Annotated in this window: 12 protein-coding genes; 4 read left to right on the top strand and 8 right to left on the bottom strand. The window is 68.4% G+C overall.

Going from position 1 to position 16,305, the window contains the following annotated elements:
- Window positions 1–65: 65 nt before the first annotated feature.
- The 4 genes from espB to ACZYZ9_RS10760 all read left to right on the top strand — a co-directional run bounded on the left by espB (window position 66) and on the right by ACZYZ9_RS10760 (window position 5,301).
- Window positions 66–1,466, top strand: coding sequence for an EspB family ESX-1 secretion system-associated protein (gene espB / locus ACZYZ9_RS10775; protein ID WP_463826249.1), 1,401 nt, complete (start codon window positions 66–68; stop codon window positions 1,464–1,466).
- Between the two features lie 5 nt (window positions 1,467–1,471).
- Complete coding sequence (locus tag ACZYZ9_RS10770) at window positions 1,472–1,804, top strand: YbaB/EbfC family nucleoid-associated protein (RefSeq protein WP_463826428.1); 333 nt, start codon at window positions 1,472–1,474, stop codon at window positions 1,802–1,804.
- Window positions 1,805–2,103: 299 nt separating this feature from the next.
- Window positions 2,104–4,395 (top strand): secretion protein EspK, encoded by a 2,292-nt coding sequence (locus ACZYZ9_RS10765; protein ID WP_463826248.1) that lies wholly within the window; start codon window positions 2,104–2,106, stop codon window positions 4,393–4,395.
- Window positions 4,396–4,509: 114 nt separating this feature from the next.
- Window positions 4,510–5,301 carry a hypothetical protein gene (locus ACZYZ9_RS10760; RefSeq protein WP_463826247.1) on the top strand — a complete coding sequence of 264 codons (792 nt, stop codon included), beginning with the start codon at window positions 4,510–4,512 and terminating at the stop codon, window positions 5,299–5,301.
- Between the two features lie 3 nt (window positions 5,302–5,304).
- Here ACZYZ9_RS10760 and eccD read toward each other — a convergent pair whose 3' ends face one another.
- From eccD to eccB, 8 genes are all read right to left on the bottom strand, one after another.
- A complete protein-coding gene (gene eccD / locus ACZYZ9_RS10755) occupies window positions 5,305–6,840 on the bottom strand; it encodes a type VII secretion integral membrane protein EccD (RefSeq protein ID WP_463826246.1) in 1,536 nt (511 codons plus the stop codon).
- Window positions 6,837–8,720, bottom strand: a complete 1,884-nt coding sequence (locus tag ACZYZ9_RS10750; protein ID WP_463826245.1) for a MinD/ParA family ATP-binding protein — start codon at window positions 8,718–8,720, stop codon at window positions 6,837–6,839. Before ACZYZ9_RS10750 ends, eccD begins: the two co-directional genes overlap by 4 nt.
- Window positions 8,721–8,836: 116 nt before the next feature.
- Complete coding sequence (locus ACZYZ9_RS10745; protein ID WP_463826244.1) at window positions 8,837–9,124, bottom strand: WXG100 family type VII secretion target; 288 nt, start codon at window positions 9,122–9,124, stop codon at window positions 8,837–8,839.
- Window positions 9,125–9,164: 40 nt separating this feature from the next.
- A complete protein-coding gene (esxB, locus tag ACZYZ9_RS10740) occupies window positions 9,165–9,467 on the bottom strand; it encodes a type VII secretion system ESX-1 WXG100 family target CFP-10 (protein ID WP_065144405.1) in 303 nt (100 codons plus the stop codon).
- A gap of 91 nt (window positions 9,468–9,558) precedes the next feature.
- Window positions 9,559–10,662, bottom strand: coding sequence for a PPE family protein (locus ACZYZ9_RS10735; RefSeq protein ID WP_463826243.1), 1,104 nt, complete (start codon window positions 10,660–10,662; stop codon window positions 9,559–9,561).
- 212 nt (window positions 10,663–10,874) lie between these two features.
- The gene (gene eccCb / locus ACZYZ9_RS10730; RefSeq protein WP_463826242.1) at window positions 10,875–12,623 is read right to left on the bottom strand and encodes a type VII secretion protein EccCb; all 1,749 of its coding nucleotides are present in this window, start codon (window positions 12,621–12,623) and stop codon (window positions 10,875–10,877) included.
- Window positions 12,620–14,863, bottom strand: a complete 2,244-nt coding sequence (eccCa, locus tag ACZYZ9_RS10725; protein WP_463826241.1) for a type VII secretion protein EccCa — start codon at window positions 14,861–14,863, stop codon at window positions 12,620–12,622. Before eccCa ends, eccCb begins: the two co-directional genes overlap by 4 nt.
- On the bottom strand, window positions 14,860–16,305 hold the full coding sequence (gene eccB / locus ACZYZ9_RS10720) for a type VII secretion protein EccB (RefSeq protein ID WP_463826240.1): 1,446 nt from the start codon (window positions 16,303–16,305) through the stop codon (window positions 14,860–14,862). The genes eccCa and eccB overlap by 4 nt, the downstream gene beginning before the upstream one ends.

The raw sequence follows: 16,305 nt of genomic DNA, 5'->3' as shown, positions 1-16,305 counted from the left end.
TATTGGTGCAGGCGGGCCTGTCGCCAGCCACGATAATGGTTAGAGCATAAGGAGGACGATCCGATATGACTCAGCCGCAGACCGTGACGGTGGATCAGCAGGAGATTCTGTCGCGGGCAGACGAGGTGGAAGCGCCCATGGCGACGCCACCCAACGATGTTGCCCAGACGCCGTGTGGTCTGACGGCGGCACGGAACGCGGCCGAGCAGCTCACGTTGTCCGCCCAGAACATGCGGGACTTCCTGACCGCCGGGGCCCGGGAACGCACCCGGCTGGCGACCTCGCTGCGCAATGCCGCCAAGGCCTACGGCGAGGTCGACGAGGAGGGTGCGGAGGCGCTGAACAGCGACGGTGGCGAGGTGGCCGGTGAATCGGCCGGCGGCGTCGGCGGCGACGGCTCCGCCGGGTTGCACGACACCGAACAGGTGGCGGCCGCAGGTGACGACGGCTTCACCGATCTGAAAGCCGCGGCAACCAAACTCGAATCGGGCGACCAGGGCGCGTCGCTGGCCGGGTTCGCCGACGGCTGGAATCAACTCAGCTTCGCACTGCAGGGTGACGTCAAGCGGTTCCGCATTTTCGAGAACTGGACTGGTGACGCGGCCACCGCGTGTGAGGCGTCGCTGGATCAGCAGCGGGAGTGGATCACCCACATGGCCAAGCTGGCCCTCTCGCTGGCCAAGCAGGCCCAGTACATCGCGCAGCTGCAGGTGTGGGCCCGGCGCTCCCACCCGACGCTGGCCGACATCACCAAACTCGAAGAGCTGTCCAAAGATCCCGCGTACAAGGACCAGGCCATCAAGCTCTACGCGGAGTACCAGTCCAAGTCCGAGCAGGTGCTCAACGAGTACAACTCCAAGGCTCAGCTGGAGCCGGTCAACCCACCGAAGCCGCCGGCGGCCATCAAGATCGACCCGCCACCCCCGGCGCAGACCCCCGGTTTGATCCCGAACCAGGTGATGCAGGTGGCGAGCATGGCGGGCGGGGGCTCAGGATCCCCCGGGATGCAGCCCCCGATGATGCCGCCCACCGGCGCAGGCGCGGGTGGCGGCGGGATGCCGTCCGGAGTGGGCGCAGAGCTGGGCGCGGCGGGTCGTGACGCGGCGGCGAGCCTGTCCAAAGACCCTGGCGTCAAGCCGATGTCGCTGGGCGGCGGCGGTGGCGGCGGTATGCCGTCGATGCCGCTGGCGCCCTCGACCGGCGCCGGCACCGGCATTCCCGGCGAATCCATGCGGCCCGCCGGGGCCGGTGACTTCGGCGGCATCGGTCAGGCCGGTGCGGGCCGCGGCGGCGGCATGGGCGGTGGCGGCATGGGCATGCCGATGGGCGGTCACGGCCAAGGCGGGGGTGGATCGAAATCCAAGGGCGCACAACAGGATGACGAAGCGCTCTACACCGAGGACAGGGAGTGGACCGAGGCCGTCATCGGCCAACGCCGCCGGCAAGACATGAAGGAGTCGAAGTGACCGACATGGAGATGGAACCGCACGTCGCGGCGGCGTTGGCCTTGGCGGCCCGGTTTCAGCAGGCCCTCGAGGGCACGCTGAACCAGATGAACCGCGGAGCGTTCCGCGGCACCGACGAAGCCGAGAGCGTCGAGGTGACCATCAACGGACACCAGTGGCTCACCGGGGTGCGCATCAACGACGGGTTGATCAAGGAACTGGGTGCCGAGGCCGTCGGCGCCAGGGTGAACGAAGCGCTGCAGAACGCGCAAGCCGCGGCGAGCAAATACAACGACGCCGCCGGGGAGCAACTCACCGCCGCACTGGCAGCGATGGGGAAAGCAGCAGGTGCCGGCTAAGCCCGGCGCGGCTTCTCGTAAATGGCTCTGAGTCGTTATTTTTTGCGTCGGCTCGTCGTTTCTTTTTGCAGTGTGAATTTCGCTGCAGCGGTGCGTTCCGGCACCGTCCCGATCATCAAATTGCTGCAAGTAGCAGGCATTCACCTCGGTTAGGCTTGGTAACCATGACATCCGGTAGCAGTGAGCGGTTCACCTGGCCTGCGGGCTGCCGCGGCTGCCTGCCGGTCCGGCGATGCGGCGCCACGATCCGGGCCCGCCGTCCTGCTGCAACCCGGCAGTTGCGGGGAGGAGAGTAGGCGATGGGCATTCCGCGGCCGACCGGCGAATACGCCGGTCAGATGCTGGAGCCGGGCGGCTGGCCCGAGTCCGACGAGGACACGTTCTACGAGCGCGCCCAGCAGTACAACAGCGTCCTGCGCAACGTCACCGATGTGATCGACGCCACCCGGCAGCAGCGGCTCGAGGTGTTCGACGGCGGCGTCTGGTCGGGCGGTGCGGCCAACGCCGCCAATGGCGCGCTCGGTGCGAATATCGACGAAATGGGCACGCTGCAGGACTATCTCGTCACGGTCATTACCTGGCACCGTCATATCGCCAATCTGATCGAGCAAACCAAGTCAGAAATCGGCAACAATGTGGACAGCGCTCAGCGTGAAATCATTGTGCTGGAAAATGACACCGAGTTGGAACCCGAACAGCGGCAGAACGCGATCAATGCGCTGGTTCGGGCAACTCACCAGGCCAACACCAGCCTGGTCGCCGAGACCGCCGAACAGGTGCTGGCGTCGAAGAACTGGAAGCCGCCGCACAACGCGCTGGAAGAACTGCTGCACCAGGTGACGCCCCCCGCCCCGGAGGTGCCGACGCTGGTCGCGCCGACGCCAGACGTGCCCGTACCGGTGGGGCCGGCCCCGACGCCGTTCGAGCCGACGCCGGCCAACCCCTATGAGCCCATCGGCCCCGGTGTCCCGGTCACCCCGATCACGCCGACGCCGTTCGAGCCGACCCCGGCCAACCCGTATGACCCGGTCGGGCCGGGCGTTCCGGTGACTCCGGTGACCCCCGCCGACCCGGTCACGCCGGTGACTCCGGTGCCGCCGGTGATCCCGGTCAATCCGAACCAGCCGGTCACCCCGGTCACGCCGGTCAAGCCGTATCCGGAGCAGCCGGTCACCCCGGTGACGCCGGTGGCACCCGCCAAACCGGTCCACCCGACTCCGGCGCCCGGCCCGGCGCCGACCCCGGTCAACCCGACCCCGGTCCACCCCGCGCCGAGCCCGTCGCCGACCCCGGTCGGCCCCACGCCGAACCAGCCGTCGCTGCCGGTCGACCCGAGCACGCCTGCCACGCCGACCACGCCCAGCACCGAACCGGCGCACGTGAAGCCCGCCGCCGCGACCGACGTGTCACCCGGACACACCGGCCAGCAGGCCGGACCGTCGCACCGCGGTGACGACGCGTCGCCGGCGATGACTCCCGCCGCGGCCGGCGGCATTCCGGCAGCCACGCGCGGCTCCGCAGCAGCAGCCGGTTCGTCGTCGTCCGCAGGCGCGGGCCAAACCGCCGGTGCGCCAGCCGCATCCGGTGCCGGATCGCGTGCCGCGGGCGGCCGCGCCCCACTGGGCGGGGCGGGCAAGGCACCGGCCGGTGCGACCACCCGCGCTGCCGCCGCGCGACACGCAGCACCCACACGTCCGGCACCACCGGACCGCAAGGACGACGAGAAGGACCGCAAGGAACCGGCGGTTGACGTGACGGCACTTCCGTCGGTTCCGGTCTCGGCCGCGCGGGCCGCGCGCGACGCGATGGCCGCAGCATCCGGCGCGGGGGGTGCCAAGAAGGATCCGCTGCGACTGGCCCGGCGGGTCGCGGCGGCGCTCAACGCGCGGGACAGCGGCGGCGATGACGACTACGGCTTCTTCTGGGTCACCGCCGTCACCACCGACGGCGAGATCGTGGTGGCCAACAGCTACGGGCTGGCCTACCTCCCCGACGGCGTCCAGCTGCCCGCCAAGGTGCACATGGCCAGCGCCGACCGTAACGTTCCGATCGACGAAAAGGCCCGCACCGCAACGTATCCGGTGCTCGCGGTACAGGGTTGGGCGGCCTACCACGACCTGCAGCTGCGGGCGGTGATCGGAACCGCCGAACAGCTGGCCAACTCGGATGCGGGTGTCGCCAAGATCATCCTGGAGGACGACGACATTCCGGACAGCGGGAAGATGGTCGGCCGGCCCCGCCTCGAGGTGGTCGACCCGGCAGCGGCCGCTCAACTGCAGGAGACCGACGACCTGCACCTGCTGGACCTGCTGCCGCCCCCGCCGGCCGACGCGAACGCGCCCGACGACGAGCGGCACATGCTGTGGTTCGACCTGATGAAGCCGATGACCAGCACGGCGATCGGCCGCGAGGTCGCGCACCTGCGCCGGTTCCACACCTACGCAGCGCACTGTCAGGACATCGCGCTGCACGCCGCCTACCACGCAGCCGACCCGGAAACGCAACGCCCGGCCGTCGTCGACTTCCTGTACTGGCGGTATGTCAGCGGTCTGCTCGACAGCGCGCTGGCGCACGCCCAGGGCGGGCGCTAGTCCGATCCGCCGGCCCGCCGATGCCGGGACGGTCGGGAATTGCTGCAGAGAGGGCCCGGTGAAGGCCGGTAAAATTGTGAACGGTAAGACCCCACACAGAGAAGGGATGCTGCGATGGCCGAACCGCTGACCGTGGATCCCGCTCGCTTGATCGCCGCCGCAAGCAAGCTCACCGAACTCGTCTTCCCGACGCCCCCGGCGCCGGTGACGGTGCCCGGATCGGATGCGGTGTCGGCAGCGATCAACCAGACCATGCCGGGAATCGAGTCGCTGGTCACCGACGGCCTGCCCGGTGTCACCGCGGCGCTGAAACGCACCGCGACCAGCATGGGTACCGCGGCCGATGTCTACACCAAGGCTGATCAGTCTCTGGGTCAGGCGTTGACGCAGTTCGGAGTCGGGGGCGAAGCGCCGGGTGCCAACGTGATGGGCGCCATGACCGGTCAGTCGGCGGGGCTGCTCGGCGCCGCCGCGGGCGGGGCGGGGCTGGGCGCGGCCATGCTGGGCGGGCCGGTGGCCGCTGCGCAGGAGGTGCTGGGGGGTGCGGCCGCAGGTGCTGCGGCGCAGGTCAGCGCGCAGGCGGCGGCGCTGTCACCGCAAATCGCCGCAACGGTTCCGCAGCTGGTGCAACTGGCTCCGCTGGCGCAGCAGATGGCGCCGATGGGTCAACAGGTCGGCCAGAGCGTGCAGCAGGCCGCCTCGCAGGCGTCGCAGGGCGGCGGCGGGGCACAGCTTGCCAGTGACACCAAGCCGGATGAGGACAACAAGGACGACCAGGACCAGGCCGACGGTCAGCCGACCGACGGAGCCGCCGCGGGCCAGGCGACGTTGGTCAGCGCTCCGGTGGCCGCCTCCGGCGCATCCGGCCCCAAACCCGCTGAAGGCTCGGTCGTCGCGCCGATCTAGCGATCAGAACCGCAGGTTGCGGACCATGTCGTAGACGCCCGTCACCCACAGCAACAGCGGGATGACCGACGCCACCACCGCCCCGTCGACCAGTTCCGAAATCCGTTTGGCCACCGGCGAAATGCGCCGGACCGGGGCCATCGCGCCGATGATCACCAGCGAGATGAGGGCAACCGCGAGGTAGCCGGTCAGGATCAGCCACGCCCACTGCGGGTACCAGAGCACGAGTTTGACCGTCAGACCCGTCGGGATGCCGACCGACGCCGCGAGCAGGGCCCACGCGCACCAGCGATCCACGTAGAGCCGCGACCGGAACCCGCAGAGGACGGTCAGCAGCGACGCGATCACCAGTGTGTGGATGAAGAAGTGTCCGCGCGTCACCACCGCCACGGCGCCGGTGGCCAGGATCAGCGTGCCTGCCGTGACGTAGCCGATCAGCAGTTGCTTGGCCAGCTTGCTGCGTTCGGTCAGCCGAGCCGCCGACGCCGGCACCGAGGCGATGATCGCCTGCCAGGTGGGGGTCTCGTCGTTGGTGGCCTCGTCGGCCGTGACCGGGTCGAGCAGCTCCTCGTTGTCCACCGTTTCGCCGGGCACCGGGATCGGCGGCAGGGCGATGCGGGCGACGGCGACGGTCAGTTTAGCCGCGGTGGTCACCACGAACAGGCCGAATGCGATGGCGCCGGCCGGGACCCAGCGCTGATAGTCGTAGCCGTAGGCGATCGCCGCGCCGATCACCGCGATCATGGTGATGACGGCGAACGACGCCAGTTCATGTCGCCGGCGCGGCCCGCCGCGCGTCAGCAAGGTCAGGAACAGCACCGCGGTGGCGGCGGCGGCGAGCTGGGGTGCCCCCAGCGAGCTCACCCCGCGCGGCAACGGAACGGCGATGGCCGCAGCGGCCGCGATCAGCGGTACCGCCGCGATCAGCAGGCATTCGGAAAGCTGGGCCTTCTGGTAGAAGCGGTTCGCCACGAACGAGGCGGCCAGCACGGCGATCCCCACCAGGCCGATCGCCAGCGCCCAGTACCAGCTCCGCCCGGTCAGCCACCACGCCCGCAACGCGACCGCGGTGACCGGGACGGCCAGAATCGGGATTGCGACGGCCACGAAACGGTCGAGCGCCGTCCGGTCGAATTCGGGTGTCTCGTCCAACACCGCGATCGCGTCGATGACGTCTTCGACCAGCGGTCGATACCGCTCAGTCCGGCTCGCCGAGACCAGGGTCAGCAGCGACCCGTCGACGACGCCCGCCTCGTCGAGGGACTGATCGAGCTTCAACGGCGGCGAGCCGGGGCGGGCGAACGTCCACACGCCCTGCGCGGAGAAGTCGAACCCGCCCAGAATGTCGGCCGGGGTGTCCTCGATGAGTTCGGCGAGCACCGCGACGGTCTCGTCGATGTAGGTGGACATCGGTGTCGCCGCCGGCAACACCAGGTCGGTCATCCGTCTGCCGGTCAGCACCGTGACGCGTGTGGTCGCGGGTCGGGCGGGGGCGGTGCCCGCCGCGGTCGAGCCGGCAGCAACAGCAGGTGCGCTCAACGACGTCCCGCCCTTTCAAAATCGTCGGACAATGCCGCGGCCAGCTCGAGCACCCGGCGCCGGTAGACCGGGCCGAGCTGATCGAGTCGTATCTCGGTCCCGGTGGCGATGTGCCTGTCCCATGGCAGCAGCACCACCCGGTCGGGTCGAACCAGCTGTTGAAACTGTCGCACCAATTGCTTCTCCGCGATGTTGGTTTCGCCGACCGCGACGTGATTGATCACGACGACGGCGCGACCGAGCAGGTCCTGATAACCGTTGCGGTGCAGCCATTCCAGTGCGCTCTCGGCCTGGCGGGCGCTGTCCAGCGACACGTTGGTGACGATCACGATCGCCGACGCCGTCTCCAGCACACCCCGCGTCACCGGATCGAACAGCCCCGGCCCACAGTCGGCCAGCACCAGGTTGTAGAACTTCGACACCGTATCCACTGCCGCGCGCAGGTCGTCGCCGCTGAGTCCGCGTGCCGCGGTGGTGTATTCGGCGGTCGGCAGGATCTCCAGGTTGTCCGCGTTCACGCTGGTGTGCGCGCGGACGTCGTTGTAGTGCGACAGGTTCTTGTCGGCCACCAGGTCCACGATGGACGACGACGAGGTGCGGCCCGCCCGCTCGGCCAGATTGCCGCAGCCGGGGTCGGCGTCGAGGACCAGGATCCGGTCGCCGCGCACCTGCGCCAGCATGGTGCCCAACGTGACCGTCGTCGTCGTCTTGCCGACGCCGCCCTTGAGACCCAGCATCCCGATCTGATACGACCCGCGCGGCTTGCGCGCAACTCGGGTGCGCAGGTCCAATTCATACTGCTCGTCACGGGACAGGCCGAGATTGATCCGCGTCGACCTGTAGACCAGCCCCCGCCAGCCCCGTTGCGGAATCGGCTTGGCGGCGGCCGGTGACGGCGCTCGGGGCGGTGTTGAAGGTGGAGGTTGCTGCGGGGTAGCGGGTGGGGGCGCGGGTGCCCGCTGCGACGCTGCCGGTGGCGGGTCGGCCGGCGCGGGCGGCGGCTGCGCCGGCAACGGCCCTGATGGCGCTCGCCGCTTGCCGGGGCGGTCACCCGTCTGGCCGGGCTGTCCGGGTGACGCGGCCGGGCGAGCCTCGGGCATCGGAACCCGGAAGTAGGTGGCGCCCGCCGGGTCGGGCTCGCCGGACTCCGGGTCAGGCAGGTACCGGTGTCTGCGACGTGTCGGCGGCTGCTCGGGCGCCGGTGGGCTCGGCGGCTGCGGGGGGCGCTGGTGGGTGCCGAGCCGCACCCGAGGATTCGAACCTGCGTCGGGCCGGTCGGGCGGGACCCGTGCCGGGCCGGGCGGCGGGGGAGGGGGGCCGGCGACGCGAACCGGGGGCGGCGGTGGGTTGGGCTCCGGCTCCGGCTCGGGCTGCGGCCCGCCGATCGGCATGGGCGGGTGAGGTGCCGGCGGCCGCTCGACCGGAGCGGCCTCTTGCGGTGGCGCGGCCGGCGGCGGTTCGGGTGCTGCGATGCGTTCGGGCGCCACCGGGGGCGGTTTGGCCGAGTACGTCGGGAGCTCGGGGGGCGGTGGCGGCGGCGGTCCGCCGATCGGCATGGGCGGCAACGGTGACGTGGGCCGTGCGGCCGGTGCGGCCGACGCCGGTGGCGGCGCGGCCGGCATCGCGGGCGGTGGCGGTGGGGGTTCAGGTGGTTCTGGCGGAGGTGCCCCGATCGGCATGCGGGGCGGCGGTGCGCCGGGGGCCGGACCGGTGGGCTGCGACCAATCGACGGGCGGGGTATTTCCGGCGTCGCCATTGCCGGTTGCTGAACGGCCGGGTGTGGACAACGAATTCGGATCGAAAAATGTTTGCCCGGTCTCGTCCGGGGGGGAATCGGATTCTGGCGCGGGCCGAAAGAGTTTGTCGTAGTCGGCCGGCATCAGAACCTCTCAGAAGTTCGTCACATGAAAGAAGCACGAGAAGGGGCGAGATCCCCCCGAAGGGGTCAGCTCGCCCGATCTCGTGCTTGCAGATTCTACGCGCAGAGCGCCCTTTGTCAGGCGAACATCCCGGTCACGTTGCCCTCGGTGGACTGCATGGCCTGACCGGCCTCGCTGATGGTCCGGGCCAGATTCTGCAGCGAGTTGTTCAGCTCCTGCGCGGTGCTGTCCCACTTCTGCTGAACGCCCTGGTAGGCCTCCGAACCGCTGCCGCCCCAGGTCGCCGCGAGCTTGGTCAGCGACTGCTTTCCCTCGTCGAGCAGGGAGTGGATGCTGGAAACGTTTCCCTGGATGGTGCTGGCCGCGGCCTCGATGCCCGCGAAATTCCACTGCTGTTCTGTCATGTCGTTTGCTCCGTTTCTGGTGGTATGTGGGGGGATCGGCTCAGAAGCCCATTTGCGAGGACAGCGCCTGCTGCTGCTCTTCGTCGGCCCGGGAGTACTGGACGCCGGCCTGACGGATGTTCGTCGAAATCTCGTCGAGTTCGGCCTTCTGCTTGTTGGCGGCTTCCTGGAAGCGCACGACGGCGGCCTGGGCGGCCTGGCCGGCGGCACCCTGCCACTGACCCTGCAGCGACGCTGCGGTGGATTCGACCTGGTCGATCTGAGTCTTCAGATCACCGGAGATCCGTTCGAAGTTACCTGCCTCTTGCGCGAGGGCAGCGGCATCAGTCTTCATCTCTGCCATGCTGGACTACTTTCTCTCTTTCCAATCCTCGCCGTGGTTGGCAAGTCTTCCGGCCCGGTTGACCGGGAAGTTCCTGGTGGCTGTGGTGCGATCACCATTCGTCGTCGTCATCCCACAGCTGTTCTTCTGGTTCGTCGTGTTCGTCGCTCGCCGCGGCCGGGACCGCCAGCGCGGTCCTGGTGCCGCCGCCGGAGCCGGCGCCCTGGCCCATCGCGCCGGCACCCACCGGCGCCGAACCTCCGGTCGCGGTTTCGCCGGCAGCGGCCGCCGGCATCATCGCCGGACCCACGGGCTTGTCGATCAACCCGGTCATTAGCGGCGTGCGGGTCAATGTCCCACCCGCGCCCGGGAGTGCTTCCCCGCGTAGCAATCCCGAGCCAACGCTGGCGCCCGAGCCGCCGGCGAGGGGGTGGTTCGACAGTGGGCTGGCACCGAGCAGACCCATCTGCGCTTCCTCGTCACCCAGACCCGTACCGGTGCCTGAGCTGCTGCCCAGTTGACTGAACATCGAGGTCATCTGCTGAGCGGGCTGGGCGAGTTGTTGCATCGGGCCGCTCAACTCCGCGACCTGGCCGGCCGTCGCGGACAACTGGCCCGGCGTCACGCTGCCGAGTTGGGCGGGCATCCCCAGCAGTGGGTTCGTCGCCATGGCACCTTGGCTCACCCCCGGGTCGAGGATGGCCGTCATCGGCTCGATCTTGTCGAACATGGTGTTGGCGAGCGTTTCGGCCTGGTAGATGTCCATCGCCACCGCCGCCTGGGTCCACATCCGGACGAAGTAGTCGATCTCGTTGAACGCGATCGGGACGGTGTTGATGCCGAAGAAGTTGGTCGCAGTCAGGACCGCGGTGGTGATGTGATTCATCGCGATCTCGGGCAGCGACGGTGTGGTCGCCATCGCCTGGGTGTAGGCCGCGGCCTGTGCTGTGGCCTGCATCCCGCGCGTCTTGGCCTGGGTCGAGGCGGTCTGCAACCAGGTCACCATCGGGAGGGCCGACGCGATCGCCTTGTCGCTGCTGCCGCCCGTCCAGGCCTCGCCGAGTGAGTTCAACCGGGCGGTCAATTCCGCGGCCTGGGCGTCCAGCGCGGCTGCCAGCGTCTCCCACCCGAGGGCCGCTGCCAACATCGGGGCGGGGCCGGCGCCGGCCATCAGCCGAGCGGTATTCAACTCCGGTGGCATTGCGTGCCAGAACATGTGGTCAACTCCCCTCTGTTCCCGATTCGGCCAATTGCTGGAAATAGTTTTCTATTTTGGTTGGACGGGCCCGCGAATATTTGCGTTCCGGACCCAAACTTCGTCGTCACCGCCGGAATTCCGTAGGCCCGATTTCTCGTTCTCCTCGGAGGCTTTCTTCGTGCGTTGCAATAATCCTAACCGGGGTTGAGGGGTGCTCCGCACACTTATTCTCAGAGCTCGTCGGGCGGTTCGATGTAGGGCGCCTGGATGACCTCCTTTCCGTCGGGCGACACGAGAAACGCCTGGCCAGGAGGCCGCCGCTTGACCTTGAACTCGCTGGACGGGAACTCCTGTTTCTCCCCGGAGAGGAACATGGTGGGCGCACCCGACCCGAACGCGGCGCCGACGAACTTGTCCATCGTGGCCTTGTATGCCTGACTCATCTGGCAGGTGACAATGATATGCAACCCGATATCGGCCGCCGCCGGCAATAGTGGTGCCAGCGGAGCCATTGGTGGCATGCCGCTTGCGGCACCAACAATCATGTGCCAGTCGTCGACCAGTAATACGACGTCGAATCCGGTCCACCACGAACGCGAACGCAATTGCGCCGTCGTCAAATCGGTCGGCGGCAACCGCCGCTTGAGGTTCACCGCCAACGCCTGAACCGCCTCGTCCAGGCTCGCGCTGTTGCGGTTGATCGCACCGGCCTGCAGCAGGTGACTCTGCGGGACCGCGTCCAACAGGCCGGAGCGGTAGTCGGCCAGCATGAACCGCACCTGGTCGGGACTGTTGCGGGCGCAGATGGCGCGCGCGATCGCGTGGGCGATGGTCGTCTTGCCGGACTTGGCCGCACCGAAGATCAGCAGGTGTGGGTTGGTGTGCATGTGGCTGTAGGCCGGCGTGAGGTCCGCTTCGCGCAGCCCGATGGGAATCTCCCAGCGGGTGCGGTAATCCGCAGCCGGCCCGGGCGGGTTCGGATCGAGCTCGTAGAGGTGGATGCGTTCGGGCAGCACCCGGACCGGGGGCGCCTTCTCGGTGGTCTGCGAGGCGATGCGTTCGACCCCGGCGGTGATCGCGTCGACGAGATTCTCCGGACTGTGCACCCCGTCGAAGCGGGGCACCCCGATCATCAGGTGGTGTTTCTCCATGGACACCGCGCGGCCCGGCCGGTTGGCCGGGATCTCCCGGGTGATGCGGTCGATCTGGGTCTCGTTGACGTCGCCGAGCCGGAACTCGATCTTGGTGCCCAGGTAGTCGCGGACACGTGACTTCAGTTCCGTCCACCGTGGCGTGGAGATGATGACGTGCACGCCGAACGCCAGGCCCTGCGCGGCCAGATCCTGCACCGGCGCTTCCAGTTCGTTGAACTCACTGACGAAGCCGGGCCACCCGTCGATGATCAGGAACACGTCGCCGTAGGGATCGGCCGCGACGGGCTGGTTCGGGTCGGCGCGTAGCTGCCGGTACATCGCGATCGAGCCGACCCGGTGCTCTTTGAACATCTGCTCGCGTTGCCGCATCACGGCCTGCATCTCGGCGACCACGCGGTGGACCTTGTCGGGTTCGGAGCGGCTCGCTATGCCGCCCACGTGCGGCAGGTTCTCCAGATAGATCAGCCCGCCGCCACCGAGGTCGATGCAGTAGAACTGCACGTCGCGCGGGGAGTGGGTGGCGGCCGCCGACATCACCAACGTCTGGAGCAGGGTGGACTTTCCGGTCTGCGGTGCGCCGCCGATGCCGATGTTGCCGCCGGCACCGGACACGTCGACACCCCAGGTTTCCTGCAGGTGCCGGCGCGGCTCGTCCATGATCCCCAGGGCGAATCGCAACGGTTGTCGCCGGTCCCGGGCGATCAGTTCGTCCAGCGGCGTCGGATCGGTCAACGGCGGCAGCCACATCTTGTACGCCCGGGATTCGCCGGTGCCCAGTTGGTCGAGGATCACTTCGCGCAGGGCCCGCGTCTCGGTGTTCGTCATGACTTCACCACCTCTTCCTCGACGACCGGCGCCGCGGTGAACTGGCGGATCCGCATGGACTGCCTGCCGACCTGCGCGCCGGCACGCCCGCTGTCCCCGTTGGTGTCGGCGGCGGCCGGCGGGATGTACGGACTACCGATGTAGAAGGTGCTGAACTTCACCGGATCCTCCATGCCGACCCGCAGGAACCCGACGCCGCTTTCCTTATTGGTGATGTACTGCGCCTCGGGCGTACCGATCACCGACTTCGATTCGTGAGAACTGGTGGTGCGCAACGCTATTCGATAGGTCAGGTTCGGTTCGAGTTTGTCGATGCGGGCGCCGCCGGTCTGCAGCGACTGGGTGGCCAGCAGCAGGTGCACCCGCAGCGAGCGGCCCACCCGGCAGATGCGGTCGAACAGCGCGACGAAGTCGGGATGGCTCTGCAGCAGTTCGGCGAACTCGTCGACGACCACAAAGAGCGTTGGCAGCGGCGCCAGATCGGCACCCCGCTCGCGGTACTTCTCGTACTCGGCCACCCCGGACAGGGCGCCCGCCGCACCGACCTGGATGCCGGCCTGACGCAGGATGTTCTGCCGCCGGTCCAGCTCGCCGGTCAACACCTCACCCATCCGGCTGACCAGCTCGGCTTCTTCGGCCATGTTGGTGACGACAGCGGCGGTGTGCGGAAGTTTCTCCATACCAAGGAAAGTCGACCCGCCCTTGAAGTCGGTGAGCAGTAGGTTCACCTGATCGGGATGGGTCATCGCGACCAGCGACAGGATCAGCGTGCGCAGAAACTCCGATTTGCCCGAGCCGGTGGTGCCGATCAGCATCCCGTGCGGTCCGGCACCGAATTCGGCGCCCTCCTTGATGTCGAGGTACATCACATTGCCGGTCTTGAGTTCGTGGCCGAAGGGAATCCGCAACCGGTCCCGGTCGGTGTCGGTGTACATCCGCCAGCGGCTCGGAGTCACCTCCTCGACACTCTTGGCGCCCACCAGTTGGTGCCACTCGCTGGCCACCTTCTTCTGGACGCGTTGCGTCCGGTCGAGGATGGTTCCGGTGATCGACCAGCCGGCCAGTTTCCGGGCCACCCGGCTGGCCTCGGCCGGGGACATCCCGTCCGCGGCCGAGACCACCAGCCGGAACTGCTGGCCGGGTAGCCGGTCGTCGGCCTTGCCGTCGTCGTTGACCCGGATGCGGTAGGCCGACCCGCGGTGGTTGCCCAGCGTGATCACCGTGACTCCGGCCCGGCCGTCGGGCGGAAATCCCGCCTTGCCGCCGGTCAGGTCGACGACGACGACGTAGGGACCGGTCGGCAGCGTGTCGGGGGCGTGCGGTCCGCGCGCGGCGAGATCGGCCAGCCCGTCGGGACGGGCGTAGATCATCCGGACCGGGCCCGCCGCGTCGGTCTCGGTCTGATGCGCGACGTGCGGAAGCCATTTCAGCCAGGACCAGTCCGGGTCGTCGGGATCCTCGGTGAGCACCCGGATCTGCAACAGGTCCGGCGGGTGGAACACCGCGAGATGGCAGAGCATCGCGGTCAACAGCCGGTCGGCGCCGGGCCGGTGACCACCGATCGCGATCGTCGGAAATGTGCGGAGCTGCAGCAGCTTCGGGCAGTCGTGGATCAGACCGTGGGTGCGCAGGAACTTCACCACCCACATGTGGCTGACCGGCTCCAGGTACGGCTGGGGCGCCGCCGTGGATGCGGCCAGCTCGCCGCCGACCGCCGGCTTCAGCAACCGGTCCACCGCGGGCTGGTCACCGATCCCGATGCGGGTGGCCGCATAGAAGTCACTGTTGGCCGGCCGCGACCACTGCCGCTGGGACCCGACGATCGACAGCAGATCTTCGGGATGTGGTGCGTGGTAAGAGAAGAACGCCACCTGCGAACTGGCCGAGGAGGTGACCCGGCTGCGCAGCCCGGCCAGATAGCGCAGATACTCCTTGCGGTCGGCGTTGATTTCCGGCACCTTCTTGCCGCCACCGCCGGTGCCGCCGGCCATGCCGCCGACCATCATCATGATCATCATCAACGGCATCATCAGCATGTACGGCGACAACTGCTTGGTCCCGCCGGCCAGCATGATCGCGATCATGCCGACCATGCAGCCGCCCATCACATACGGAAGTGCCTTCTGCACACCCGACGGCGGAATCTCGATGCCGAGATCGTCTGGCGGGGTCAGGCTGATCTCACCGGGGGTCAGCCGCGGCCCGCGGGTGATGGTCGGGGTGAACTTCTTCGTCGTCATGAGGGCGCTCCAGGGGTGCCGCCGGGAACTTTTCGGGGAGTCGGATCGGCCGGCAACGTCTCGTGCTCGAGCATTGCGGCGTCCTTGGACAACACCGGCCCGTCGACCAGCAGCCGAATGATCTCCCACGGCGCGGTTTTCGGTGAGCTCAGACCGAGCGCCTTGGCCGAATCGGCGTTGGGCACCCCGTAACGCACCCCCTCGGGGTCGACGTAATACATCGATTCCCCGTAGCGCGGATCCGGGGACTGCAACCGGACGAACTTGCCGCCGTCGATGAAAATAGTTGCCGCCCCCTGGATCTGCTTGATACCGCTGTTCATCAGCGACGGTGCGATGGGCAGATGCCGCCCGGAGAGGACGGTCTGCTTGGGCGCCTGGTCCCCGGCGGCCCGTTCCCAGGTCCAGCACAGGGTGGGCTCGTCGGGGCGGGCCAGAATCTTGAGCTGCTGGTCGGGCAACGGTGAGGGGTACACCTGCTCGGGGATGCGGACCACGACGCTCGGCACCACCGCGGGAGGAGCGACCAGCCCGTGCGATTGGGTGGCGCGCAGCGCGGTCGCGGTGGTGGCGTTGACCATCGCGATGCCGTTCGGCAGCACCACGTAGTACTGCGGACCTTTTTCGGCGTGGATCTGGAACACCGACCCGATCACCAGTTCATCGGGCAGCCCGACGGTATTGGGTTCGCCCGCCCCGGGTATCGGTGGCAGCTGCCAGGTGCCCTGGCTGGGCAGTGCGTTGAACATGCCCTCCGAAATCGGCACAGCCTTGGCGGTGACGGGTATGCCCATCGCCGAAGTCAGGGCACGATCGTTGAGATCAATTGAGTGACGGCCCTTTTCGGTGACAATCCATTGCTGACCCTGATAGGTCGCCAGCAGCGCCTCGTTCGCATCGACCGGGTCCACCGTCGGATCGATCTTCAGCGGCATCGCGATCACCGAGGTCTGGATCAGCGGCGTGGCGGTGTCGGCGCGAGAGACCGTGTCGCACAACGTCCACACCGAGTTGTTGTCCCCGGACACCGGCGTTGCGTACGGCGCCCCGGGGATGCCCAGCGTCTGGCCCAGTGGCAATTTGGTGAGTTCGGAGGACTTCACGGTGGCCGGGTTGGCCGGATTGCCCAGCACCAGCCGCGCCGAGGTCAGGTTGTAGACCGGGTGCAACTGCCCCGAGACGATCACATAGAGCTCGTTGGTGGCGCGGTCGGTGAGAAGTGTGGTGCCGCCGAGCTTTCCCTGCGGTTTGAAGTACGCCAGCAGCCCCGCGCCCACCAGGATCACCACCGCGATGACGACGCCGAGCCACACCGAACGGCTGTAGAACTGCAGCGGGTCGTCGAACATGCGGGTGTCGCGTCGCACGATCGCGTGCTCGACGCGGCGGAGCAGGAAGCGCCACCCGCTGACCTGAACCTTGGTGGTCAGGCGAAGCCCCAT

Source organism: Mycobacterium sp. IDUB_28, from assembly GCF_055419285.1.
The sequence above is the reverse complement of the archived record's forward strand: the minus strand, read 5'-3'. Positions and strand labels throughout refer to the sequence as shown.

Excerpts from the sequence above, each read along its gene's own strand:
- eccCb (WP_463826242.1), bottom strand. The coding sequence starts at position 12,623 with ATGACGAACACCGAGACGCGGGCCCTGCGCGAAGTGATCCTCGACCAA.
- ACZYZ9_RS10765 (WP_463826248.1), top strand. The coding sequence starts at position 2,104 with ATGGGCATTCCGCGGCCGACCGGCGAATACGCCGGTCAGATGCTGGAG.
- ACZYZ9_RS10745 (WP_463826244.1), bottom strand. The coding sequence starts at position 9,124 with ATGACAGAACAGCAGTGGAATTTCGCGGGCATCGAGGCCGCGGCCAGC.
- esxB (WP_065144405.1), bottom strand. The coding sequence starts at position 9,467 with ATGGCAGAGATGAAGACTGATGCCGCTGCCCTCGCGCAAGAGGCAGGT.
- espB (WP_463826249.1), top strand. The coding sequence starts at position 66 with ATGACTCAGCCGCAGACCGTGACGGTGGATCAGCAGGAGATTCTGTCG.
- ACZYZ9_RS10760 (WP_463826247.1), top strand. The coding sequence starts at position 4,510 with ATGGCCGAACCGCTGACCGTGGATCCCGCTCGCTTGATCGCCGCCGCA.
- eccCa (WP_463826241.1), bottom strand. The coding sequence starts at position 14,863 with ATGACGACGAAGAAGTTCACCCCGACCATCACCCGCGGGCCGCGGCTG.
- ACZYZ9_RS10750 (WP_463826245.1), bottom strand. The coding sequence starts at position 8,720 with ATGCCGGCCGACTACGACAAACTCTTTCGGCCCGCGCCAGAATCCGAT.
- ACZYZ9_RS10735 (WP_463826243.1), bottom strand. The coding sequence starts at position 10,662 with ATGTTCTGGCACGCAATGCCACCGGAGTTGAATACCGCTCGGCTGATG.
- ACZYZ9_RS10770 (WP_463826428.1), top strand. The coding sequence starts at position 1,472 with ATGGAGATGGAACCGCACGTCGCGGCGGCGTTGGCCTTGGCGGCCCGG.
- eccB (WP_463826240.1), bottom strand. The coding sequence starts at position 16,305 with ATGGGGCTTCGCCTGACCACCAAGGTTCAGGTCAGCGGGTGGCGCTTC.